Origin of the sequence: Staphylococcus sp. MI 10-1553 (genome assembly GCF_010365305.1) — a bacterium.
Classification (GTDB): domain Bacteria; phylum Bacillota; class Bacilli; order Staphylococcales; family Staphylococcaceae; genus Staphylococcus.
In genome coordinates this window covers 734,381-757,055 of the sequence record NZ_CP048279.1, presented here as the reverse complement: position 1 = coordinate 757,055, position 22,675 = coordinate 734,381, and the positions used below count along the sequence as shown (strand labels likewise).

The window sequence follows — 22,675 nt, the reverse complement described above, 5'->3', positions numbered from 1 at the left end:
TCTCTTTTGTATATGAAACAACCTTTGCCATAAACCCAAAACAAAAAACACCCCTATATTAAGAGGTGTTCTTCAAAAATCTATTTCTCTTCCTTTGTTGGTGCTTCTTCAACTTCTTGCTCAGTTTCTGCTTCATCTTCTTCTGTCGTCGTATCCATTAACATTGGTGTATCATCGTCTTCCCCTTTTTTGCGAGGAGAGAATAATCGCATGATTAAACCTAATACAACAACGACAATTGCGACACCTGCTGTTGAATAAGCCAATACTTTCATGGAGAAGACATCCCCAATTTCTTCACTGAAAAAGAACACTTTTGCGAAAGTCATACTTGCATGAAACAATGTTGCCACGTAAATCGAACGACCACCTGTACCACGCACTAATTCACCTGCGATCATCGAAAATGCAAATACGTAAATGGCACTGTACATCGTGTAAGGCATACCGAAAGCCGTATTGACATCCCAAATTAAATACAACACACTGACTACAATATTTGAGAAAAAGTGCGGTAATTTGGTTTCAACCATGTTTAAAAGATAAGAACGAAATCCAAATTCAATGAAAAATGCCATGAGTATATGACCTATTAAAATCGTCCAGATCGTTTCGGATAAATCTTTAGACTGTAATAAAATAAAGCTGTCGGCATACGTATTAAAACTATACATGCCAATCATAAAAATAACGAGTGGTAACGTAAAGGCAATTAACAATCGCTCAACCACTTTTAAATTGATTATGAGTTTTAAACCAGCGACTTGTTCTTTTTTATTTTTAAATATTAATATACATAATACTGCTGCGATAAATGGGCCCAATGAATTTAAAGAAAATACAAATGATTTGAATCCCGACGCTTTTTGAAAATCCTGTAATATGATAGGCGTTGCATAGGATAAGATAAAAAACACAAAAATCGTCAATGCCCACTGAAAGCCAGAGATACGCGTTCGATTCATAATTAATCCTCCATATTAAACAATCACTATTAATGTTCGTATGCATGAGGTGGTCCAGTTAAGGTTCGTACTGCTAATGTGTGTTGGACGAATATCAAGTCATAGAATCTAAGGTACATTATAACCATTTATGGAATAGAAATAAATTAGTAGCTGTGAAATATCATTGAATTGTAATATAAGCGAGATGATTTGTTGAAAGTTTTCAAGAATAAAAATTATACAATAAATCATATCATTGCGACCAAACTTAGTTAAGAAAGCGAAAGTGATAATGTCAAGGCTCAAGAAAGTCATCATAGTCCCTCATTTCTCCATCTTGGTTAAAGCGCTTACTTTTTTCTTGGAATTTATGTTTTAAAAATAGTAGCATGGAAGTGACACATGGGTTATCACTATATGTTAGTGAATATGAAAGGGGTCCGATTTATGTATCAAAAACCAAATCAAAAGTTGTGGACAGGTCGTCTAGACAGTGAGACAGACCGCCAAGCATTTCGTCATTTTCAAACTGTTCAATTTGTCGATCTTGAAAATGAAGCGCCTCAAAATGGAGACATTGCGTTATTGGGATATGCAATCGATGAGGGTGTGAGATTGAATAAAGGTCGTGTGGGCGCAAAAGAAGGTCCGGATGCGATTAAAAGTGCATTTGCCGGTTTGCCCGCTTCAACAGATTTAAACATTATCGAATATGGCAACTGGACACACTCGGCCGATGATTTAATCACCTCTCAACAAGCATATGGTCAATATGTCGCACAATTATTACGTCATCATCAACGCACATTTCTACTAGGAGGAGGGCATGATATTGCGTACGCACAATATCTCGGTGTCCGTGAAGCTTATCCAGAGCAATCGATTGGTGTGATTAACATCGATGCGCATTTTGACAATCGACAGGAAGGTTATTCTACATCTGGGACAAGTTTTCATCAAATGTTAACTGAAGATGATCATTTAGACTATTTCGTATTAGGCATTCAACGTACAAGCAATACACAAGCATTGTTCGATTACGCTGACAAAACAAATACACAATATGTCCTTGCAGAAGAATTAATGGGTCAAATATGTCCGCCAGTCAAAGATAAACTCGATCATTTCATCAATGAACATGACGTCATTTTATTCACAATTTGTATGGATGTCATTGATAGTGCTTATGCCCCTGGTGTCAGTGCGAATGCGGTTCTTGGGCTCACACCTTACATTGTTTTAGAACTTGGTCGCCGTATTTTACAATCTGACAAAGTCACTTCAATCAGTATTGCAGAAACAAATCCAAAGTATGATATCGATCAACGCACAGCAAAGTTGGCCGCACACTTTTTAGGGCATTTCATCCACTGTTAATGAAATGATAAAGTCATAGTTGTTCAATACTATGCGCGATTGTAACGTTGATGATACCTATAGTAAAGGCTGGGACATAGACCTTCAGCTCCTTTAAGAAAAAGACGTCAAAATTCATTTTTTTAGAATTTGACGGCTTTTTTCTTATTAACGAACGAAAACGAGCACTTATTTTAGCTAGTTTTCGTATATTTACTGCCATGAGTGCGATGCCAAGTTCACACTCAACCTTTGATTTTGTGCGAACCGATAATCTTTGGAAACCCAAATTAGCCTTCAGATTTCCAAAAGTTGATTCAACATCTATCTTTCTCTTTTGATAAATGTGTTTCGTCTTTGGATCTGAAAGCTGTTGATTTGTGAAGGCTTTAAAATAGTCCCAAGTTAAATTTCTAAATAAGCGTTTATTTGTGTTGGGGTTCGTACTTTGCTTCATACATTGACTTCGTAATGGACAGCCCACACACTCTTCACATGCATATAATTTAAAATCTCTTTGAATACCGTATCCATCTCTTTTCTTTCTGTAACTTTGGAAATGTAATTCCTTTTTGTTAGGACATATATAGTAATCATCTATCTCACGGTATTCCCAGTTAGCAGTAATCAATGGATTGTTTTTATATTTGCGCTGCTTCTCTTTGAGATACATACTATAAGTGATTAAAGGTGTTTTCTCAAATTCATCGAGTATCATGGTATAGTTGTATTCACTTCCGTAACCCGCATCTGCCACAATATACTCTGGAATGTCACCATATAAATTGTGGATGGATTTTAAAAATGGTTCGAGCGTTCTTGTATCACCTGGATAACTGTAAACACCAAAAGCTAAAACGAATTGATTATGGGTTGCGATTTGTAGGTTATAACCCGGTTTCAATTGGCCGTTTCTCATATGATCATCTTTCATTCTCATGAAGGTCGCATCGTGGTCGGTCTTTGAATAACTTTTTCTGTCACCATAAATTTCCATTTGCTTGTCATATTTGATTTTACGGTCTTTAAAATCTTGGATGGCTTTCTTACTTTGTCTCACCTTACTTCTTTCTTTTCTAAGGGTTTTTCTTGTCTCTACATCTTGAGTCGTTTCAATTTCAGACGTGAGCGCATCATTTTTATGACCTAAATGCGTCTCTATTTGATTCAGTTCTTCACTTGTTAATTCATGCCCAGATTCACGTTTGATTTCAGGAATAATCTCTTCAGAAACGAGTTGCTCATATAAAGCCGTTGATTTTTCAATGACAGACTGACTAAAACGCTTCGTATTAGCCAGCCACTGGAATGTGTACTTATTCGCATTTGCTTCTATTTTTGTGCCATCAATATAAATGACATCCTCTGTTATGAGTTTATCTTCTAATAACTGTGCTCTTAAACCGACAAATAAAATATGTAGAAATTCCATCATATGGGGGTTCACTCTAAAGCGATTGATGGTTCTATAAGTTGGCGTTTGACCTTGCGCAAGCCACATCATTCGGCAACTATCTTTTAACAGATGCTCGATTCTTCGTCCTGAAAAAACAGAATGGGCATAACTATAAAGTATGATTTTTAACATCATTTTTGGATGGTATGATGAAGGACCTCTTTGGCTATAATATGGATTAAACGCTTCTTGGGGGATAGATTCTACAAGTTTGTTAATAATAAATACAATATCATTTTCTGGAAAAGACATCTCAGTTTCTATTGGAAGTGTAAGTTGAAACATGTTATAATTTTTATACATATAAAGCACCCCTGTCTATTATTTTTGTCGTTATTAATAATTATACAGGAAGTGCTTTATTTTTTTAAATAATATCTAAAAAAGCTCTGATTAAATGTTTTTTTACATCTAATCAGAGCTTTTTTAGCGAAGAGGGCAGGAATTACGTCCCAGCCCCTTATTCCTACGATTTGTCAAGGGTTCAATAAGTGAAATTGACATTACTGAACTAGACCGTCCAATTTTTACTTTTTTGAATAAGGTGTTATGATGTATATGATTATGTGGTTTCGTTAGTGTGGTGCTTTCTGATAATCATATAATTTATCATTGACTATCAAGTAGTGAATGGTCTTTAATAAGCGATTGATACTCGCTATTACGGCAGTCTTGTGGGGTTTCCCATGAGGCTGCTCTCTTAATTTATAATAATAATCCACAATATGGCTTTGATAATGATTTCTTCCCCTAAGAATGTTCATAGTGATTAAATACAATAAACGCCTTGCTTTTTTATTTCCTCTTTTATTAATCGTATCTCGACTCTTTGAAGTTCCTGATTGGTAACGTTTAATATCAATGCCTACAAATGCATTCAGTTGTTTATTTGTTTTGAATTCTCTAATATCTCCAAGTTCCCCAATAAGCAATGTAGCTGTGAGTTCTCCGATGCCAGGAATTGAAATAATATTTTCAAACTCAGTTGTATTTTTAGCTAAATCAATCATTTCCTGATTAAATGCTTTCATTTCTTCTATCCCAATAAGCAGTTTGTCGCATAAGTATTGGACTTTTTGTAGGAGGAAAGAAGACTTGCGCACATTCGGAAAACTATTATTCTTTATTTCAATTAATTTTTTGGCATACTTGTGCGCTTTTTTAATTGAAATGCCTTTATCAGTTGAATGAAGTACTTTTTCCACCAATTCATCATGAGTCAAAATACTTACATAATCAGGATGAGGAAATGCTTTAGCTATATTTAATGCGATTTTTGAATATCTGTTAGTAAATAACTTTTCTAACCCTGGAAATGTTTGATGTAGTGTTTCGACTAACTCAACTTTGAGACAATTTTGGTTGATCTCCATTTCTAAGTGAAAGCGCGCACGTTCTCTCAGTTCAAAGTAGATCTCTTCAGGATGACGTTGTACCTTTGAATCTTTCATTCTAAAGGCAAGAAGTGCGAGTTTATGTGCGTCTGACTTATCTGTTTTCCATGATCTTAACGAATTTGTTTTAAACTTGGCTTCTAGGGGGTTCATTTCTAAGTAATTTATTTTGTGAATTTCACAAAAGTGTTTCATACCTCTTGAATAAACACCTGTTGATTCAAAGAGGATAAACAGGGAATCAAGATGCTTGATATCATTTTTAAGATAACGATAGCCATTTTGATTATTTTGAATGACCAATTCTTTAACGAAAACTTCATCCTTATAATGTGCGACCACACTTTCTGACTTACTGATATCAATACCTAAACAGTTAATAAAAATCATACCTTTCTCTATTGAATTGAGAAGATTTTAACTTTACTTAGCCTTTTTCATTTCATTTTCCTATACACGGTTTCTAAAACCCAACATACTTCAATCGAATTTCAAAAGGAGAGTAAAGCTGATCAGTTTACATTACGGATTCAAAGATCCAAGGGACTGCGCGATCTACTTCTCTCTACAACTATAAAAAATAGCTGTGAAGAAATCTATCGTCATAAATTTCTTCACAGCTAATCTTAGTATGTTTTCTTATGATTTATTTAATATCTGACAGCTTTATCAGTTTCACACCTTGTTCAGTCCCTACAATAGCTTCTTCTACTGTATCTAAAAAGTACCCCGTCTCCAATACACCGACAAGATGAATTAAAAACTCATGCACCTGATACGGATCAATTTCTCGATTCAAAGCACAATCTAAAATATAGTTGCCGTTATCTGTAATAAACGGCGTATGTTCCACCATTCGACGTGTCACTTCAATATCATATTCTTTTTCGATGAACTGTGCCACTTGTTTCCAATTAAAGCGGTCTACTTCAACTGGCAATTTAAAAGTTTGACCTAAATAATCAACTCGTTTCGATTGGTCGGCAATGACGATAAATCGGTCAGCAAAAGTGTCCACGACTTTTTCACGGAACAGTGCACCGCCTCCACCTTTTATCAAGTTTAGTTTTGGATCGATTTCGTCAGCACCATCTATCGCGATATCAATATGTTGTACGTCGTTAATATGTGCAATCGGAATGTTCAATGATTTCGCTTGATTTTCCGTGCGTTCTGATGTGCACACGCCAATCAATTGGTACCCCTTTTCATGAATCAATTCCGCAATTTTAGGCACAAGTAACTCTACTGTACTGCCTGTACCAATCCCAACCGTCATGCCGTCTTTAATACGACTGACAGCTTCATCTAGCGTCATTAGTTTAAGTTGTTTATTACTCATGAGCCCACTCCTTCATTATGACTTATTATATTAACATTATTGTACAACATTTACGCCGAAAAACCATGACGAACGCAACAAATTACGCTAAAATTACAGTAAGATAAGGATGGAGGGTGATTTCAATGAATTATGCAATTTATGCGATATCGACTGGCAAAATCGAATCATTGCAATACGAAGACAGACGTCCTATGGAAAGTGCTTTGAATAAAAAGCCCATTCAAGAAAAAATGTGGCTTTCTCGGACTGGATTTGTAGAAGACGAGCAAGAGTACAAAGATCATGGAGGTCCCGACAAAGCGGTTTGTTTATACAGTAAATCGAACTATGCAATGTGGCAAGACGTGATTCACCCCTTACCTGATTCAGCGCTATTTGGTGAGAACATTACTGTATATGCTATTGATGAAACTGAACTCTTTTTCGGTGATCAATATCGTTTAGGTGAAGCGATTATCGAAGTGTCAGAAATACGCGAGCCTTGTTGGAAACTTCAAAACAAATATGGCTACCCTAGACTCGTTAAAGACATGTCGAAATCAGGGAAAACTGGCTGTTATTTCCGTGTGATTAAAGAAGGTTTCGTTTCTCCAAATAGTCATTTATCGTTAGTCAAACATGCACCTGAATCAACTCGTTTATCTGTGCAAGAATTGAATGACATTTATTACAATGACAGAAAAAACAAAGAACGTATTGCATCTGCACTCAACAACCCATATCTCACAGAAAAACGAAAAAGTGTTTTAGAAAAAATGTTAAATCAGTAACGTTTGATTGAATGGGCTCGGTTGCTTCACTTTTTAAGGCGAAAGTGAGACTTTGTCGTTTGCACATTCCATAGAGGCAGGTAAAAATGAGTAAAAAAAGAACAAGCTGTCTATGATGGATAGCTTGTTCTTTTATTGATGTTTTAAGTGTGATTATGCGTCTTTTGGCTTTAATTCCACTTGATAACTTGTTTTAGAGTAAAAAGGTGTATGCGCTTTTAACACTGAATATGCAGATGCTCCGAAAAGATTAATATCGTTCGGTACACTTTGTGTTTCTACAGTAATTCCCGAATGTGGTTTAAAAATATTCATACGACTTTTCCAATCTTCAGAATCATTTAATGTGTACATCACAATTTGTGGTGTATCCGTCTCAACATGTAATACTAAATCACGGTTTGAAATTGTCATCTTGCCATCCTTCACTTCAAACGGATGATCGAGTCCACCGCGTGTTGTGACTTGTTTTTGAATATGGGCATCTTCGGTATCGAATAATGTCGCAAGTTCAATTTCATGACTGCCCATTGTCACTGCTAAGTCAATCGGCTCTAACACTGGCATGCCTGACGCGTCTAACGGAAACATCTGTAATTTTTCACTTGCAATGACGTGATTATCCACGACTTTGTTGTCACGATTCAAATTAAAGTAAACGTGGTTCATTGGGTTGAACAATGTATCCGCATCAGACTCCGCAAAATATTCCACTGTCCACGTTTTCGAAGCATCATACGTAAAGACGACTTTAATATCTATATTTCCCGGGTAATGATCTTCATCTTGCTTCACTGTTGTCATAAAATGAACTTGCACATTTTCTTCTGTTTCGTTTTCAGTGATTTCATAATCAAATAAGCGATCAGATAGTCCTTGTAATCCGCCATGTAAATGATTATCACCATCATTTTGTTCTAATTGATACGTTTGACCATTTAATTCAAATTGACCTTTCGCAATACGTCCCCCAAAACGTCCGACCGTTGCACCGAAATAAAATGGATTGTGTGGATAAAATTCATCCGCTTCCACTTCATTTCCAAGTACAATATTATTATCTCCAATTTTCCAACTTACAATGCGCGCACCATAATTCATGAAAACAATTTTACTTTCCTTATTTTCAATCTTAATGAGTTCAATTCCGTTAGATTGTTGTTCAATGTTAATATTCATTGCGATTCTTTACTCCTTTACGCTCTCCCAAGGTTTACCCTCTTGCCGGCAGCACCATGATTAAAACCCCTATGATACAAACCACGCCGCCGATGATATCAAATTTATCTGGTGGCTCTTTATCAATCCAATACGCCCATAATAGACTCATGACAATAAAAACGCCGCCATAAGCTGCATACACACGTCCAAAAGTAGGAAATGATTGGAAGGTCGCAACGATACCGTATAAAATCAATACGATGCCCCCTATCCATCCAAGCCAAAATGGACGATCCGCACGTAGCCATAGCCATATGAGATACCCACCGCCAATTTCACACAACCCCGCTATGATAAAAATTGCTGTGGAATATAAAAAGTTCACATCTTCACCTCATATTACTTTTACTCTATTGTATCAGTTTCCGACAAACAAGTGGGTAATAATTTCTTATTGTGTCACGCAAACCCTATTTCAAGCCATTGAAAAGACTACCGACACAAGCTGCATCGATAGTCTTTCATCACTTCAAATTTTACTGTTCACGTTGAAACGCGCGCTTTAATACATTTTTCCAACCTTTTTCAAACGATAATACTGCATTTTTATATGATTTCGCTGCAAGGAAGAGTAATACACCGATGAGCAGAACATGGATAATCACTGTAATAATCGCTTCAAACGTTGGTGTCGTCGTTAACGCTAATCTTGAAAAAGTCACGAATGGCGAAAAGAACGGCACATAACTCATAATGTTAATAAAAACATTGTCCGGATTGAATGAGCCAAAATAGCCTGCATAGAATGCTGCCATAATCAAGAACGTCATCGGCATTAACGATTGTGCTAAATCTTCAATACGGGCAGTTAAATTACCGAGTATCGCTGCTAAAATAACATAACTTAAAATGCCCAAAATTAAGAAAATGACACCGAAAACGATCAATCTTGTCAGATGTGGCGTGAGCGATAAATTCACTGAACCGAACATCGATTTCAAATCAAAAATAAAGTAATTCGCGACAAAAGTTAGGACTAAAATGACGATTTGTGTGAATGCCAGTGCTAATACCCCTGCAATTTTTGCCATAATATGTGTCGTCGGTTTCACACTTGTAATAATCATTTCTGATACACGTGACGTTTTTTCTGTAGCCACTTCTGTAGCGATTTGTTGGGCATAGTTAAAGACGATAAAGAACATTAAAAATGTGCCTATCATCGTAATAATTTTCGCGAAATCTTGCTCATCCTCAGACGCACTACTATTTTCATGCCCTGATTTTTGAATAATCGTATTGTCGATTTGACTTTGACTTTGTAATCTTTGTAAGTCACGCCCTTGTAAGCCGAGATCTTGTGCGATTTTTTGCGTTTGAAGTTGCGTCAATACGGCTTGTAATGTCCCTTTATCATTGTCAGAAGGTGACGATGTACTTAAAATCGTACCTGTTAATGCATGTTGCTTATCCTCATGAATCACATACGCCTGGTCAATCTCTTCCTGCTTAAGCTGCTTTTTAGCCTCATTTTCTGACAGTTTTTCATAATGAACATCTTTATTAATGGCCGACAATTGCCCTTTTACTTGTTGGTACAATGCCGTATCTTGCGTCACAATCGCGACATTTTCACTGCCACCATCAAATAGCTTTATAATTTTATCGAAATTCGCTGCGCCTGTAATAATCAACATCATCATCACGGTTGAGACAATAAACGATCTTGCTTTTAACTTTTTAAAATACGTCAATTTAAATGTAGCAGCAAACTTACGCATCTAAATCACCTACTTTCTCGATAAAGATTTCATTCATGGTCGGTTCCATCAATTGAAATCTCTTCGCGTACCCTTTTTGTTGTACAACTTCAAAGATAGCTTCTGCCACCGCTTCGTCCGACACTGTGAAGAAGTTTTCTGTTTTAACGACTTTATGATGTAATACACCTGGTAACGACGCCACTTCTGATAAATCATACGGTGCATCCACAACGACACGTTTATAGCCGACACTTTCTTTAACAGATGGAATGTCACCTTGAACGACCATCTCACCACGATTTAAAATGCACACCGCATCACAAAGTTCTTCAATATGTTCCATACGGTGCGAACTAAAAATGATTGTTGTCCCTTGCGCATTCAAATCTTTCACCGCTTGCTTCAACAACTCGACGTTCACTGGATCGAGTCCACTAAATGGTTCGTCTAAAATCAACAGTTCAGGTTCATGCAACATACTCGCCAACAATTGCACTTTTTGTTGATTCCCTTTTGAAAGTGCTTCAATTTTTTTATCGCGATTTTCAGTAATTTTAAAGCGTTCCAACCAATAATCAATCGCCTTACGAATCGCGGCTTTGTCCATTCCTTTTAATGTCGCTAAATACGTCAGCTCTTGTGTAACTGTCAATTTCGGATGTAAACCACGTTCTTCTGGTAAATAGCCGATATGATCGTACATCGTGTGGTCAATCACGCGGCCGTTATATGTAATACGTCCTTCAGTCGGCTCAGACAATCCTAAAATCATACGGAATGTCGTTGTTTTACCAGCCCCATTGCGTCCTAAAAATCCTAACATTTTCCCTTTTTCAAGTTCAAAAGAAATCTGATTCACTGCGGTAAATTGACCAAATTTCTTCGTGACTTGCTCAATTTTCAATGACATCGCTGCACACTCCTTCTTTTTTACGCTTACATTGAATATATCTTATTCACAACAAAATGACAAGTATATTTGTCAAAATGACGTATTTAAATTACAAAACCTCGATATAACCAATAGAGCTACGGATGTATAACTCAAAATCCTACCCTTTTAAATGAATCTCCGCGCTCATCATAACCATTACCGATATGACGAGTTAATCATGAATTTTTACTATTTATTGGATGCGTCGATATAATAAAAGACTTTTACAGCATCATTACTGCAAAAGTCTTTATACTGCGTTTATTAATAACGATATGGATCGTCTTTCTTTTCCGTTTCTTCAATATCCCGTAGTTCATCTTGTTGCGTCATTGTGTCATTGCGATTATCATGTTGATACGCCATACCGCCATTATCTCGATGATGACCTACATATTGACGACCGTATTTCGGTGATGGTCCGTATTGATTGTCTTGTTCTTTACTATCCAATAAACAAACAATAAACGTCACTAAGCTTAAAATGATACTGATCGCCATTAACGTGTATGCAATCCAGTCCGGAATAAATGCAAATTCACTCACAATACTCACTTTAGTCGATGTCGATTCATCTTGGAATAACGTATCTTGCTGTGTGAAAGCACTGGCGATATTGTAAATAATACCTACAATGAACGATAAAATCGGAATCAGCATAGAAAAACCGACATCATGAAACCGTCTCACTGTTAATGCAAGATTCGGAATAATTGTTGCGAGTGAATATAAACCAATCGCGATAAACAAAATGACTGAAATAATCCAACCTAAAATTGGAACGAATAATAAAATAACGCCTAATATGAACGCTGGGACGATGATGATGACGTGCCATAACATCACCCACCAATACTCACTCCGACGACTTCTCCCTTTAAAATTAACATAGTTTGTCCAAAATAATTTAAAAGCTTCAACAAATCCTACTTTAGGTGTCTCCAAATTCAATGACCTCCTTAAATAAGTTGTATTTCTCTTCTAGTCTACCATACTCAATTTTTATTGCTATACTATATAAATAATTTTTATATCGTTTTTCCGTCAAGTTACATCGTATGACGTGTGTGGAATGTAATAGAGATTTCCTGTAAAATAGCAACATATACTTAAATTAAACGGAGGCGACTATGGATTTTATTCATCCACCGACGATTCAAACCGCTCAAAACTTACTTGGAGTTCAATTGATTTATGAAACACCAGAAATGACCTATAGTGGCTATATTGTCGAAACAGAAGCATATTTAGGTTTCAAAGATCAGGCTGCACATGGTTATCAAGGACGTCGCACACCGAAAGTAGAATCACTCTATCAACAGGGCGGAACAATTTATGCACATGTCATGCACCGTCACTTGCTCATCAATTTTGTTACACAAGAAAAAGGCATTCCAGAAGGTGTGCTCATTCGTGCCATTCAACCTGAAGCAGGTATTGAAATGATGCAGCATAATCGAGGTCGACAAGGTTATGCGTTAACGAATGGACCTGGAAAGTTAACCGCTGCGATGCAAATTCCTCGTTCTATTGATGGCAGTCAGTTGAATATAGGGCGTTTAAAAATTGATACGAAAAATCGGAAGTTTCCACGAGAAATCGAAGTCGGACCGCGTATCGGTATTCCGCATAAAGGCGATTGGACAGCTGCCCATTTACGTTATAGTGTTAAAGGGAATCCTTATGTATCACATAGGCGAAAAAGTGAGATGTGGCCTATTGAGGAAACTTGGCGGTAAAGTTTTAAAAAGTAGGAAAGAGGCTGGGAAAACATAATGTCCCAGCCTCTTGCTATACACCTCATTACACCGATATGGCACCGTTATACTTGTTCATCGACAGTATTGTTTTTTTGCTTTCTAAACATACCAATATGAATTGAAATGACCGCACATAAAATTAAAATGAGTGGATAGTATGAAAACTTCAATACTTCAAAATAAGATACATGACCGAATTGTTCAGCCATTAACATCCCGCTGTCATGTGGCAACACCATCAATGCACTGGCAGCAAAAATGTCTAACAAGCTGGCCATCCGTTTTGGCGCAATTTTATACATTTGGCCGAGTTCTTTAGCGATAGGCGCTGAAATAATAATTGCGACCACATTATGCACTAAAGCCGCAGACAACAGACCCGATAGAAAACTCATCGCGTATTCAGCACTTTTCGGTCCATTTGCACGTTTTTTCATCGTTTCTACAATCCAGTCAATACCGCCATAGTATCGAATTAAAGCGACTAAACCTGAAATTAAGAAAGCGATAAGGAATATAGAGAACGTGCTTTCCATTCCTTCTCCAATTTTAGAAGTCCATTCAAAGACCCCAATATTCCCTCGTGCGACACCAATAATACCAGTTAAAACCGTCCCTGAAATTAACACGAGCATGACGTTCATCCCAGCAATAGCCGCAATGAGTACAAATAAATATGGAATCACATCAATAAAATTAAAACTTAAATCACCTTTAATATGCCCTGTCCCACCAACAACGGCATAAATAATAAAAGTGATTATCGCTGCAGGAAGTGCGATAAGAAAATTCGCTTTAAACTTGTCTTTCATCTTCGCACCTACACCTGTTGTTGCTGCAATCGTCGTATCAGAAATAATAGATAAGTTATCACCAAAGTAAGCCCCTGCAATTACTGCAGCTGCAGCAGCCGCTACATTTAAGTCTGCCGCTTGAGCAACAGCAACCCCAATAGGAATAAAAGCGGCTTGTGTTCCTGTTGATGTCCCTATTGATGTTGCTACGAAAGCACTCATCACAAAAATACCAGGAATCAACAAATTTGGTGGAATAATAGATAGCCCCAAGTTGACCATCGCTTCTTGACCACCCATTGCTGACGCCGCGCTGGCAAAACCACCTGCCAATAGTAAAATCAGTCCAAGTTCTGCAATACCTGAAGCACCTGCATTTTCCGTAAATATTTTAACTTTTTGCGTGATTGGTGTTTTACGATCGTAGCACGTCCATGCAATGACAATCGCAATAAAAATCGCTACATGTCGCGGTAATAGTTGAAACGCATCTTTTGTGCCGAGCATTGTAAAGACGAGCCCCACACCAATGTATAATACTAAAAAGATGACTAATGGTAATAGCGCGAGTGCACCATATTGTTTTTGACTTCTTAATTCTTTAGACATGTCTTTCCCCTCAATATCTTATTATCATGATAAGGATTATACACTTTTATATCACTTTGACAAGTTTCGCGTATTATTTTTTTATGAATAGATACGTTTTTTATGCTTAGTCATCTGCTTTTTACTATAAAAGAAATCATACCGCTTCATCTTTTACAGTGAATAAACACCTTTAGTCATACGCTGTAAATGTGGCATCACCGTAATTTTCAACTTTAATATCGACTTTATAATCACCACGGCCCACTTTATTACTGTTCAATCCTTCAACACCTTCTAAGTCGACCTCTCCTTCGTCCCCGTCTATATGAAATGCCGTGTTCGAAAGTTGACCTTTGTATGTGACATCCACAGTACCATTATTAATCTCCCAAGACATCGGAATATCTTGTGGCGCATCTCCTAAAGTGACATCACTAGCATCTACTTTAGCAGTCACCTTTTTAAAGTCAGTATGTTCAGTATACAAAGTGCCGTAATTCATTGTCGTATCGAATTGTTGAATATGGCTGTCATCAACATACAAAACTGCTCTCGTTAAATTCAAAGTTAAACTCGTTAGTTCCAGTGCATCTACAGTCATATTTGTATCTGTCCCATTCAACGTCACTTGATCAATTTGTGAAGTAGGTATAGTAATGATAAGTTTCTTTCTATCTAAAAGACGAAACGGATTGAGATGAATTGAGATTGCTTGACGTCTATCACTGGAAATCGATACGTTCATTTGATTCCCGTTTTTCACAGCTTTTAGGTGGTCTTCATCTGATATGTCACCTTTAATTTTCAATGTATCGCCTTTGACAAAAGTCACATCTCTGTCTTTAATATCTAGCGCTAACTTTTTTATCCCATCCGTCTCATAAGTTTTTTGTGTGGGCTCATGGTCGAGTTGGTCATGAAAAAATGTGTAATAAACTGTGCCAGCAAGTCCGACTACAAACATCACACAACCGATTAAAAACACAAAGAACAATGCACGTTTCATGCACTTACACCTCTTTTCACCAGTTTAACGTTCCATTTTAAATATTTTACAAATCCGATATAGCTCCATTTGAGGATAAAAAATAATAACACAATCATAATTAGCCCCAATCCGAACCAACCGACAACCGCAAACACATCTTCAATGAGGATGGCTTCGGATAAAGCGTAATATTTAAAAACTAAGGCGAATGGTGTCATCAGAAAGGCAATGCTCGTCAGGACGATACTTAAAAGGATACCGAGGACGATCATCAATGGACCTGTAATTAATATAAAATTCAGTACACTGAGTCCTATGACAGTGACAAGGGCTTGTGTGATATTCGATGTTTTCTGACTCTCTTCAGCATGATTCACAGCACTTTCTGCATTTATAGCACGTGCCATCTCTTTCGGTGCACCTAACATCCCAATGATTTCTTGTTCAGATTTACCATCACGTAATCCTTCAATAAAATGATTTTCATATTCAGCCACAATGTCTCGCTTTTCTGATTCTGACATGCCCTTTAAGTATTGATAAAGGGTATTCAAATATTCTGCTTTTGTCATTCGCATTCACTCTCCTCGATAAAAATTTTCACGATACTGACAAATTCATGCCATTCTGATTTCAATTGTTGTAACCGTTGATTTCCTTCAGGTGTGAGTTCATAATATTTACGCGCAGGTCCTTCAGTTGAGGGTTCGTAATACGTCGTCAAACAGCTTTCTTTAACAAGCCGACGTAACAACGGATAAACCGTACCTTCAGCAATCATCATATGCTTAGAAATATTTTGTACGAGTGAGTAGCCATACTGGGGCTCCTTTTTAATAATCAACAGTACAATCATCTCTAACGCACCTTTTTTGAATTGGATGTTCATTGTTGCACCTCCATGAATACATTAATCAGTACTAATCAATGTATAATACTCAAATATAAAATAGCACACACTATTATACATTGCAAGGTACTATGTTAAATTCTTTGGTACGTCTGTTTGCCTCTACTCAAAAGCAAAAAAAATGCGTACCAGGCTTTCATCACCTCGATACGCTTTCAAATGATACTTTATTTAAACTGTTTTAACATTGATCGGCTCATGTTCACCGTTTGAGTCAATATAATGTGCAATCGTTTCATCTTCGGTCTCTAAAAACAATGTAAAATGTTTCCCTTGTTGTTCTACTAAATGTGCTGGAATGACTAAATGGTAACTGCTATCGATGTCCATTAACCCTTTGGCGAATGTGACGTGCTGTTCGTTTTGTAATAAATAGCTGATTAACGGGGCACCCTCGATATCTTGAATTTGAATACGCACACTGATATCACCACGTGTATTTTGACTCACATTAACTGAATAGTTTACAATACGATCGTTTGCCCTTTCGAGTACATACATATCTTGAAATGGATTTTGTTGTTGCGACATCATCGCTTCGGTCGTCGTTTCTGTTGGCACCAGTTCAATCTCATTCATTGCTCCATTAACAGCATGTGTCATATCAAACTCGATATGCCCTTCATTGCCATTTACCGTGCCAACATAACTTTGATTCATATAAATCATAAAAGGTTGCTGTACCCCTTCAACATTTAAATGATAATCTTTACTGGTATCAAAATCTTCAATCATAAAAGAACGTACGTAGTGCAAATACGACGTTTCATCTTTATCCGTTAATGGATTCCTGAAGCCATTTTCAGCTTGATAGTGCCATTGTTGATTTAAAGGTGTTACCGCATGACTTAAAAATTTGATATATGGTATCGCAAATACATGATGACTCATGTACGGAATATAACGCGTTCTTTTCGTTAATTGATATTGATTAATTCGCATTTCTATCTTTTTCAAATGCTGGTTCATCTCATCACCCCAGTATTAAAATATATATTTTTTTGTGCTTTTAATTTAACACTTTAGACCTTAAGAGAATATATACCAATCGTCACTGTATATGTTAAAATGTTTCCATATATAAAGTTTGTGGGGTGGGATAAATGCAATTACTCTGGAAAATGTATAAAAAGAATCAATTTGAAGCCAATATTGATGAATGTGGCATTGAAATCGGAACGCCTCAAGGGGGTTATCAATATGAGGTGACCAAGCCAGCTGTGCTCCATGTCGTCATGTCTGGGACGGGCACGCTGACATATAATCAAAAAAAGTATACATTGAAACCGGGTGACCTCTTCTTACTTTGTCGTGGCATGAAAGTGCACTATGAATCAACTTTGGACGAACCGTGGACGTATTATTGGGTTGGTTTTAGCGGGAAACTCGTTTTTGATTATTTAAATCGTACGTCTTTATATGAAACACGCGTCATTCAAAATCAACAAACGAACGCAATTCGCCAAATCATTTATCGGATGTGTCATCGTTCCATTGAATACGCCACAGAAAACTCTGATGATATTCTACATATGCGTGATTTATACGAACTCCTGTATAAGCTACATCAACATTTTCCCAAACCGTTTCATGTCGTTAAAAATGAAAAATATTCTAACGTCAGAGAAGCGATTCGTTATATTAATGACAATTATATGCATGCGATTTCGATTAATGATGTTGCCAAGCACGTCAATGTCAGCCGTAGTTACCTGTATAAAATGTTCAAAAAGCACATCGATCAATCCCCACAACATTATTTAATTCATATTCGGATGTATTACGCATCACAATTATTCAAGGAAACGGATTTGCAAAGCCAAGAAATTGCAGATCGTGTCGGTTATAAAGACCCGTTGTTATTCTCGAGAGCATTTAAAAAACATTTTGGTGTCACGGCGACCCAATATCGCGAAGAACATCAGTAAAGAGATCATTAATGAATTGAAAGTATGCTGAACACTCAAAAATGGTGATACAACCCAATTATCAACTACTGACTATATTAAAAGCATATATCCACTAATTTCGAACAATCACACTCAATTTGATTTTTATATAGATTTTTGTCTTTAAAAAAAGTACAATAGTTTAGTATGGGATTGAAAGCCCTTTCTATTTTACTAACTCAAAGGGAGGAGTATAACAATGTTAGAGCTTAACAGTATTACAACATTGTTTCTTGCCTGTCTATTATTAATTGTGGGGCAAGCTATTGTAAATAAAGTAGAAATATTTAATCGGCTCAGTATTCCATCTCCCGTCATAGGTGGACTCATTTTTGCGATTATCTCTGCCATATTAACTTCTACTGGGGTATTACACATCAAAATTGATAGCAAATTTTTCCAAAACTTTTTTATGTTAGCCTTTTTCACGACAATTGGTTTAGGGGCATCATTTAAATTATTAAAACTCGGTGGCAAAGTGTTAATTGTCTACTGGGTTCTCTGTGGTGTGTTAGCAACATTCCAAAACGTCATTGGTGTTTCAATGGCAAAAGTGTTAAACATTGATCCGTTATTAGGTTTAACAGCGGGTGCCATGTCAATGGAGGGCGGGCACGGAAATGCAGCAGCATACGGTCAAACGATTCAAAATTACGGCATTGATTCAGCTGTGACAGCCGCACTTGCAGCAGCGACGTTAGGTCTTGTAGCGGGTGGCCTATTAGGTGGTCCAGTAGTACGTTACTTAATTAAAAAACATGACTTAGCACCAAGTAATGCAGAAACGATTCAAAAAGACTATTCAAATGTAGAGATAAACCGTCGTCTACATAAAAACTTTACTGTAAATGAAGTATTCTTTATTCAAGCGACAGTCATTTTGTTCTGTATGGGACTTGGCACATATTTAGGTCAATTATTCAGTGATTGGTCAGGAATTAATATTCCATTATATGTTGCTTCAATGTTTATTGCGGTGATTATTCGTAATATTTCAGAATTTGCAAATCTAAACTTAATCGACTTAAAACTAACAAATCAAATTGGCGATATTTCATTAAGTATTTTCTTATCGATTGCGTTAATGAGTATTAAATTAACGGAAGTATACAATTTGGCATTACCACTGATTGTTATCGTTATTTGTCAAATTATTTTCGTTTCACTTTTCTCAATTTTCGTCGTATTCCGTTTGCTCGGTAAAAACTATGATGCAGCCGTGATGATTGGTGGTTTCATTGGACATGGACTTGGTGCAACACCGAATGCGATGGCCAATTTAGATGCCATTACGAAAAAGTTTGGTAACTCACCACGTGCATATTTGGTCGTTCCAATTGTTGGCGCATTCTTAGTTGATTTACTCGGTGTACCGATTATTACGACATTCATTAACATATTTAAACCATAAAAAAAGAGGTGCGCGCACCTCTTTTTTTATGCTTCTTGGCGTTGAATTTCCCATCCATACGGCTCAGAAAACTGTGACCAATCCGCATCAATTTCTTGACTATTCAATAAACACTCATCTAATTGTGCAGTAATTGCCGCTTCATCTAAATCAATTCCAATAATGACGAGTTGTGTATGACGATCACCATATTCAGGATCCCAATCTGCACGCACATCAGGTCTTTCTTGTAAAATCGCTGCACGTTCAGCTTTTGGCATGCTTGCTACCCAAAATGTCACAGGATGAATATCCACAGCTGTTCCTGCTTGAGAAACGAGGCATGCGACATTGTTATATTGTGCTAACCAAGCGATTCCTTTCGCACGCACAATGGATTCAGACATATTTTCAAGAAAAGTATTGAAGCGTTCTGCGTGAAATGGCAAACGTCGGCGATACACAAATGACGAAATGCCATATTCTTCAGTTTCAGGTGTATGTGTGGCATGACCACCTGCTTCAAGTTCTTTCAACCACCCTGCTGATTGACTCGACGCTTCAAAATTAAAGCGTCCAGTCTCTAATACTTCATCAATGTTGACTGCTGCATTGACCGTGCGTATAAATTTCGCAGTCGGTTGTAACTTACGCAACATCGCTTCTAAACGATTCGCCTCTTCTTCACTCACTAAGTCGATTTTATTCAATATGAGCACATCGCAAAATTCGATTTGATCAATGAGTAAATCTGCAATCGTACGTTCGTCATCTTCACCGACCGCTTGATCTCGATCTAACAGCATGTCTCCAGATTGATAGTCTTTAATAAATCGGTTTGCATCGACAACTGTCACCATCGTATCGAGACGACAAATCTCTGTTAAATCAATACCTAGCGCTTCGTCCACGTAAGAAAATGTTTGCGCTACAGGAACTGGTTCAGAAATTCCTGTCGATTCAATAACGATTTGATCAATGCCACCACGCTTGACGATACGTTCAACCTCTTTTAATAAATCATCGCGCAATGTACAACAAATACAGCCATTAGAAAGTTCAACTAGTTTTTCATCTGTACGCGAAAGGCCCCCTCCTTCAGCGACAAGATCTTTATCAATATTCACCTCACTCATATCATTCACAATGACAGCAATTCTTCTTCCCTCGCGATTGTTTAAAATATGATTCAGTAAAGTCGTCTTACCTGATCCTAAATACCCACTTAGTACCGTTACTGGGATTTTCCCCATATATAGCCCTCCTCATCTCGTTAAAAATCGTAATAATTACGTTTTACAGTATATAATAAATACTTCCATCAACGCAATGAAAATTTGAAATGATTTTTGAACACACCCGTTAACCGCATTAAAAAGGAACGGATGACGGCGTAATGACGCCTCCATTCGTTCCTATGTTCGACTACAATTGACGCTGTTGTATCCAGTTTTTTAAATACGGATCAAACACAATCGCAGCCTGACGTAATTCTGTTATATTTTTGGCATTCAATATAGTCATAATGTAGGCCATTTGTGTTTTAAAATCTTCTACATATTCAATCGTCGCTTCAACGCCTTCTTCATGAAGCATCTTTAAAATCGGCCGCGACATGCCCACTGCTTCAGCGCCTAAACGTAATGCTTTAATCGCATCAAGCGGGTGACGTATCCCTCCACTTGCGAGTACATGTACACGACTGCTCAAATTTCGAGCTTCTAATAATGAAACGACTGTCGATTGCCCCCAGTCTTTTAAATAACCCATATCTTTAAATTGGCGACGTTCATTTTCTATTGAGATAAAGTTCGTCCCACCATGACCACTAATGTCAACATAAGTCACACCTACATCGATGAGTTGTTGTATCGTGTCATAGCTCATCCCAAAGCCTACTTCTTTCACAATGACAGGCACATCAACGCCTTTAACAATTTCACTGATTCGGGTCAACCAATGTTTGAATTGTCGATTTCCCTCTGGCATTACTAACTCTTGTGGCGCGTTGACATGAATTTGTAGCGCATTGGCTTGAATCATCTCAATCGCAGCTTGTGCTTCTTCCAACGTCACGTCAGCACTAACATTCGCCCAAATCGAACCGTCTGGATACTGTTCACGAGCCACTGCATAAGAATGACGTACAGCTGGATTTTTTAACGCGCCGCGCATACTCCCTACAGCCATTGGAATTTGTGTAGCTTTAGCGACTAGAGCCAATTGTTCATTCGTTTTTGCCGTCCATTCAGAGCCACCTGTCATTGCATTAATATAGAGGACGTGTGACATTTGGAGTGCTTTAAAGTTAGGCAACAGTGTCACCTCATCTACATCCATTTCCGGTATCGCATGATGAACAAATTGAATTCGATCAAAATCTGATTGTAGCGTATCACTTTGCGCGAGTGCTAATCGTACATGTTCATTTTTTCTTTGTTCTCTTTTATTCGTCATTACCTTTAAAACCCCTCATCATTGGTTGATTAATTTGACTATATCATATTCAGTGCCGACATAAAGTATTTTCTTGAAAATCAACATTTTTTAAAACGTCAAATATGGTTATTTCACACTGTTTCACCTCTTCAACTTTTTGCGGTATACTGATGAACAAATAAAGCAAAGAGGTGGGCCTATGTTAGATTACCCTTTTTATGATACATATCGCGTAGAAAATGACTGGATTGATCACAATGGTCATATGAATGATGCTGTTTATGCAAGACTTTTCAGTTCAGCCATCAATCATTTTCATGATGCCATTGGTTTAACGACAGCAGAACGCGACCGTCGAGACTACACTGTTTTCACTTTAGAAACACATATTACGTATCTTAAAGAACTGAAGCGCGATACACCCTTTTACATTAAAGTCCAAATTTATGATTATGATGTCAAACGTACACATTTCTTTTTAGAGCTGCTTCATCAAGAAACAGAAACTGTCATGGCCACTGCAGAAACGATGATGATGGGTATGGACCGAAAAACAGAGCGGCCAGCAGTGTTCCCTGACGATATTTTTCACGCTATTCAGCACTATGCCGACTCACAAGGGACGATTCAGTGGCCAAAACAATTGGGACATCGAATCGGTATTCCTCGCACATAAATTATAAAAAACACTACAAGTCCTCGTCACTGCTTGTAGTGTTTTGTCATGT

Annotated in this window: 22 protein-coding genes; 6 read left to right on the top strand and 16 right to left on the bottom strand. The window is 37.2% G+C overall.

What is annotated here, in order from left to right; all coding sequences use genetic code 11:
* Positions 1–80: 80 nt before the first annotated feature.
* A complete protein-coding gene (sdpC, locus tag GZH82_RS03290) occupies positions 81–965 on the bottom strand; it encodes a peptidoglycan release complex CPBP-like subunit SdpC (RefSeq protein ID WP_162681300.1) in 885 nt (294 codons plus the stop codon).
* 429 nt (positions 966–1,394) lie between these two features.
* On the opposite strand from sdpC, the gene hutG reads away from it, so the two are divergent.
* Positions 1,395–2,324 (top strand): formimidoylglutamase, encoded by a 930-nt coding sequence (gene hutG, locus GZH82_RS03285; protein ID WP_162681299.1) that lies wholly within the window; start codon positions 1,395–1,397, stop codon positions 2,322–2,324.
* 13 nt (positions 2,325–2,337) lie between these two features.
* Here hutG and GZH82_RS03280 read toward each other — a convergent pair whose 3' ends face one another.
* The 3 genes from GZH82_RS03280 to rpiA all read right to left on the bottom strand — a co-directional run bounded on the left by GZH82_RS03280 (position 2,338) and on the right by rpiA (position 6,495).
* Positions 2,338–4,062, bottom strand: coding sequence for an IS1182 family transposase (locus GZH82_RS03280; RefSeq protein WP_162681298.1), 1,725 nt, complete (start codon positions 4,060–4,062; stop codon positions 2,338–2,340).
* Positions 4,063–4,334: 272 nt separating this feature from the next.
* Positions 4,335–5,534: an IS110 family RNA-guided transposase gene (locus GZH82_RS03275; RefSeq protein ID WP_343236276.1), complete on the bottom strand. Its 1,200-nt coding sequence runs from the start codon at positions 5,532–5,534 to the stop codon at positions 4,335–4,337.
* Between the two features lie 265 nt (positions 5,535–5,799).
* A complete protein-coding gene (gene rpiA, locus GZH82_RS03270; RefSeq protein WP_162681297.1) occupies positions 5,800–6,495 on the bottom strand; it encodes a ribose 5-phosphate isomerase A in 696 nt (231 codons plus the stop codon).
* A gap of 125 nt (positions 6,496–6,620) precedes the next feature.
* Between rpiA and GZH82_RS03265 the strand changes: the two genes are divergently transcribed.
* Positions 6,621–7,268: an MOSC domain-containing protein gene (locus GZH82_RS03265; protein ID WP_162681296.1), complete on the top strand. Its 648-nt coding sequence runs from the start codon at positions 6,621–6,623 to the stop codon at positions 7,266–7,268.
* 153 nt (positions 7,269–7,421) lie between these two features.
* Here GZH82_RS03265 and GZH82_RS03260 read toward each other — a convergent pair whose 3' ends face one another.
* The 5 genes from GZH82_RS03260 to GZH82_RS03240 form a co-directional block, all read right to left on the bottom strand.
* On the bottom strand, positions 7,422–8,447 hold the full coding sequence (locus GZH82_RS03260) for an aldose epimerase family protein (RefSeq protein ID WP_162681295.1): 1,026 nt from the start codon (positions 8,445–8,447) through the stop codon (positions 7,422–7,424).
* Positions 8,448–8,481: 34 nt separating this feature from the next.
* Positions 8,482–8,814, bottom strand: a complete 333-nt coding sequence (locus GZH82_RS03255) for a YnfA family protein (protein WP_096542624.1) — start codon at positions 8,812–8,814, stop codon at positions 8,482–8,484.
* Positions 8,815–8,965: 151 nt separating this feature from the next.
* Positions 8,966–10,210, bottom strand: a complete 1,245-nt coding sequence (locus tag GZH82_RS03250; protein ID WP_162681294.1) for an ABC transporter permease — start codon at positions 10,208–10,210, stop codon at positions 8,966–8,968.
* Positions 10,203–11,102: an ABC transporter ATP-binding protein gene (locus GZH82_RS03245; RefSeq protein WP_162681293.1), complete on the bottom strand. Its 900-nt coding sequence runs from the start codon at positions 11,100–11,102 to the stop codon at positions 10,203–10,205. The genes GZH82_RS03250 and GZH82_RS03245 overlap by 8 nt, the downstream gene beginning before the upstream one ends.
* A 288-nt stretch (positions 11,103–11,390) precedes the next feature.
* Entirely contained in the window at positions 11,391–12,077 is a 687-nt protein-coding gene (locus tag GZH82_RS03240) for a DUF805 domain-containing protein (protein WP_162681292.1), read from the bottom strand.
* Positions 12,078–12,256: 179 nt separating this feature from the next.
* Between GZH82_RS03240 and GZH82_RS03235 the strand changes: the two genes are divergently transcribed.
* Positions 12,257–12,865, top strand: coding sequence for a DNA-3-methyladenine glycosylase (locus GZH82_RS03235; protein WP_162681291.1), 609 nt, complete (start codon positions 12,257–12,259; stop codon positions 12,863–12,865).
* 83 nt (positions 12,866–12,948) lie between these two features.
* Here GZH82_RS03235 and GZH82_RS03230 read toward each other — a convergent pair whose 3' ends face one another.
* The 5 genes from GZH82_RS03230 to GZH82_RS03210 all read right to left on the bottom strand — a co-directional run bounded on the left by GZH82_RS03230 (position 12,949) and on the right by GZH82_RS03210 (position 17,138).
* Positions 12,949–14,289 (bottom strand): Na+/H+ antiporter NhaC family protein, encoded by a 1,341-nt coding sequence (locus GZH82_RS03230; protein WP_162681290.1) that lies wholly within the window; start codon positions 14,287–14,289, stop codon positions 12,949–12,951.
* A 172-nt stretch (positions 14,290–14,461) separates the two neighbouring features.
* Positions 14,462–15,277, bottom strand: coding sequence for a DUF4097 family beta strand repeat-containing protein (locus tag GZH82_RS03225; protein ID WP_162681289.1), 816 nt, complete (start codon positions 15,275–15,277; stop codon positions 14,462–14,464).
* A complete protein-coding gene (locus GZH82_RS03220) occupies positions 15,274–15,831 on the bottom strand; it encodes an HAAS signaling domain-containing protein (RefSeq protein WP_162681288.1) in 558 nt (185 codons plus the stop codon). Before GZH82_RS03220 ends, GZH82_RS03225 begins: the two co-directional genes overlap by 4 nt.
* Positions 15,828–16,148: a PadR family transcriptional regulator gene (locus GZH82_RS03215; RefSeq protein WP_162681287.1), complete on the bottom strand. Its 321-nt coding sequence runs from the start codon at positions 16,146–16,148 to the stop codon at positions 15,828–15,830. Before GZH82_RS03215 ends, GZH82_RS03220 begins: the two co-directional genes overlap by 4 nt.
* Before the next feature lie 192 nt (positions 16,149–16,340).
* Complete coding sequence (locus GZH82_RS03210) at positions 16,341–17,138, bottom strand: glycoside hydrolase family 2 protein (RefSeq protein ID WP_162681286.1); 798 nt, start codon at positions 17,136–17,138, stop codon at positions 16,341–16,343.
* Positions 17,139–17,272: 134 nt separating this feature from the next.
* Here GZH82_RS03210 and GZH82_RS03205 point away from each other — a divergent pair, with 134 nt between their 5' ends.
* Together GZH82_RS03205 and gltS are read left to right on the top strand one after the other, a co-directional pair.
* Positions 17,273–18,097: an AraC family transcriptional regulator gene (locus tag GZH82_RS03205; RefSeq protein ID WP_162681285.1), complete on the top strand. Its 825-nt coding sequence runs from the start codon at positions 17,273–17,275 to the stop codon at positions 18,095–18,097.
* Positions 18,098–18,317: 220 nt separating this feature from the next.
* A complete protein-coding gene (gene gltS, locus GZH82_RS03200) occupies positions 18,318–19,529 on the top strand; it encodes a sodium/glutamate symporter (protein ID WP_162681284.1) in 1,212 nt (403 codons plus the stop codon).
* A gap of 26 nt (positions 19,530–19,555) precedes the next feature.
* Here the strand turns inward: gltS and GZH82_RS03195 are convergent, their stop codons facing one another.
* Both GZH82_RS03195 and fni read right to left on the bottom strand, forming a co-directional pair.
* Positions 19,556–20,761, bottom strand: coding sequence for a GTP-binding protein (locus tag GZH82_RS03195; RefSeq protein ID WP_162681283.1), 1,206 nt, complete (start codon positions 20,759–20,761; stop codon positions 19,556–19,558).
* A gap of 172 nt (positions 20,762–20,933) precedes the next feature.
* Positions 20,934–21,965, bottom strand: a complete 1,032-nt coding sequence (fni, locus tag GZH82_RS03190; protein WP_162681282.1) for a type 2 isopentenyl-diphosphate Delta-isomerase — start codon at positions 21,963–21,965, stop codon at positions 20,934–20,936.
* Between the two features lie 181 nt (positions 21,966–22,146).
* Between fni and GZH82_RS03185 the strand changes: the two genes are divergently transcribed.
* On the top strand, positions 22,147–22,623 hold the full coding sequence (locus GZH82_RS03185; protein ID WP_162681281.1) for an acyl-CoA thioesterase: 477 nt from the start codon (positions 22,147–22,149) through the stop codon (positions 22,621–22,623).
* Positions 22,624–22,675: the final 52 nt, after the last annotated feature.

Excerpts from the sequence above, each read along its gene's own strand:
- sdpC (WP_162681300.1), bottom strand. The coding sequence starts at position 965 with ATGAATCGAACGCGTATCTCTGGCTTTCAGTGGGCATTGACGATTTTT.
- hutG (WP_162681299.1), top strand. The coding sequence starts at position 1,395 with ATGTATCAAAAACCAAATCAAAAGTTGTGGACAGGTCGTCTAGACAGT.
- GZH82_RS03280 (WP_162681298.1), bottom strand. The coding sequence starts at position 4,062 with ATGTATAAAAATTATAACATGTTTCAACTTACACTTCCAATAGAAACT.
- rpiA (WP_162681297.1), bottom strand. The coding sequence starts at position 6,495 with ATGAGTAATAAACAACTTAAACTAATGACGCTAGATGAAGCTGTCAGT.
- GZH82_RS03265 (WP_162681296.1), top strand. The coding sequence starts at position 6,621 with ATGAATTATGCAATTTATGCGATATCGACTGGCAAAATCGAATCATTG.
- GZH82_RS03260 (WP_162681295.1), bottom strand. The coding sequence starts at position 8,447 with ATGAATATTAACATTGAACAACAATCTAACGGAATTGAACTCATTAAG.
- GZH82_RS03250 (WP_162681294.1), bottom strand. The coding sequence starts at position 10,210 with ATGCGTAAGTTTGCTGCTACATTTAAATTGACGTATTTTAAAAAGTTA.
- GZH82_RS03245 (WP_162681293.1), bottom strand. The coding sequence starts at position 11,102 with ATGTCATTGAAAATTGAGCAAGTCACGAAGAAATTTGGTCAATTTACC.
- GZH82_RS03235 (WP_162681291.1), top strand. The coding sequence starts at position 12,257 with ATGGATTTTATTCATCCACCGACGATTCAAACCGCTCAAAACTTACTT.
- GZH82_RS03230 (WP_162681290.1), bottom strand. The coding sequence starts at position 14,289 with ATGTCTAAAGAATTAAGAAGTCAAAAACAATATGGTGCACTCGCGCTA.
- GZH82_RS03225 (WP_162681289.1), bottom strand. The coding sequence starts at position 15,277 with ATGAAACGTGCATTGTTCTTTGTGTTTTTAATCGGTTGTGTGATGTTT.
- GZH82_RS03220 (WP_162681288.1), bottom strand. The coding sequence starts at position 15,831 with ATGACAAAAGCAGAATATTTGAATACCCTTTATCAATACTTAAAGGGC.
- GZH82_RS03215 (WP_162681287.1), bottom strand. The coding sequence starts at position 16,148 with ATGAACATCCAATTCAAAAAAGGTGCGTTAGAGATGATTGTACTGTTG.
- GZH82_RS03210 (WP_162681286.1), bottom strand. The coding sequence starts at position 17,138 with ATGAACCAGCATTTGAAAAAGATAGAAATGCGAATTAATCAATATCAA.
- GZH82_RS03205 (WP_162681285.1), top strand. The coding sequence starts at position 17,273 with ATGCAATTACTCTGGAAAATGTATAAAAAGAATCAATTTGAAGCCAAT.
- gltS (WP_162681284.1), top strand. The coding sequence starts at position 18,318 with ATGTTAGAGCTTAACAGTATTACAACATTGTTTCTTGCCTGTCTATTA.
- GZH82_RS03195 (WP_162681283.1), bottom strand. The coding sequence starts at position 20,761 with ATGGGGAAAATCCCAGTAACGGTACTAAGTGGGTATTTAGGATCAGGT.
- fni (WP_162681282.1), bottom strand. The coding sequence starts at position 21,965 with ATGACGAATAAAAGAGAACAAAGAAAAAATGAACATGTACGATTAGCA.
- GZH82_RS03185 (WP_162681281.1), top strand. The coding sequence starts at position 22,147 with ATGTTAGATTACCCTTTTTATGATACATATCGCGTAGAAAATGACTGG.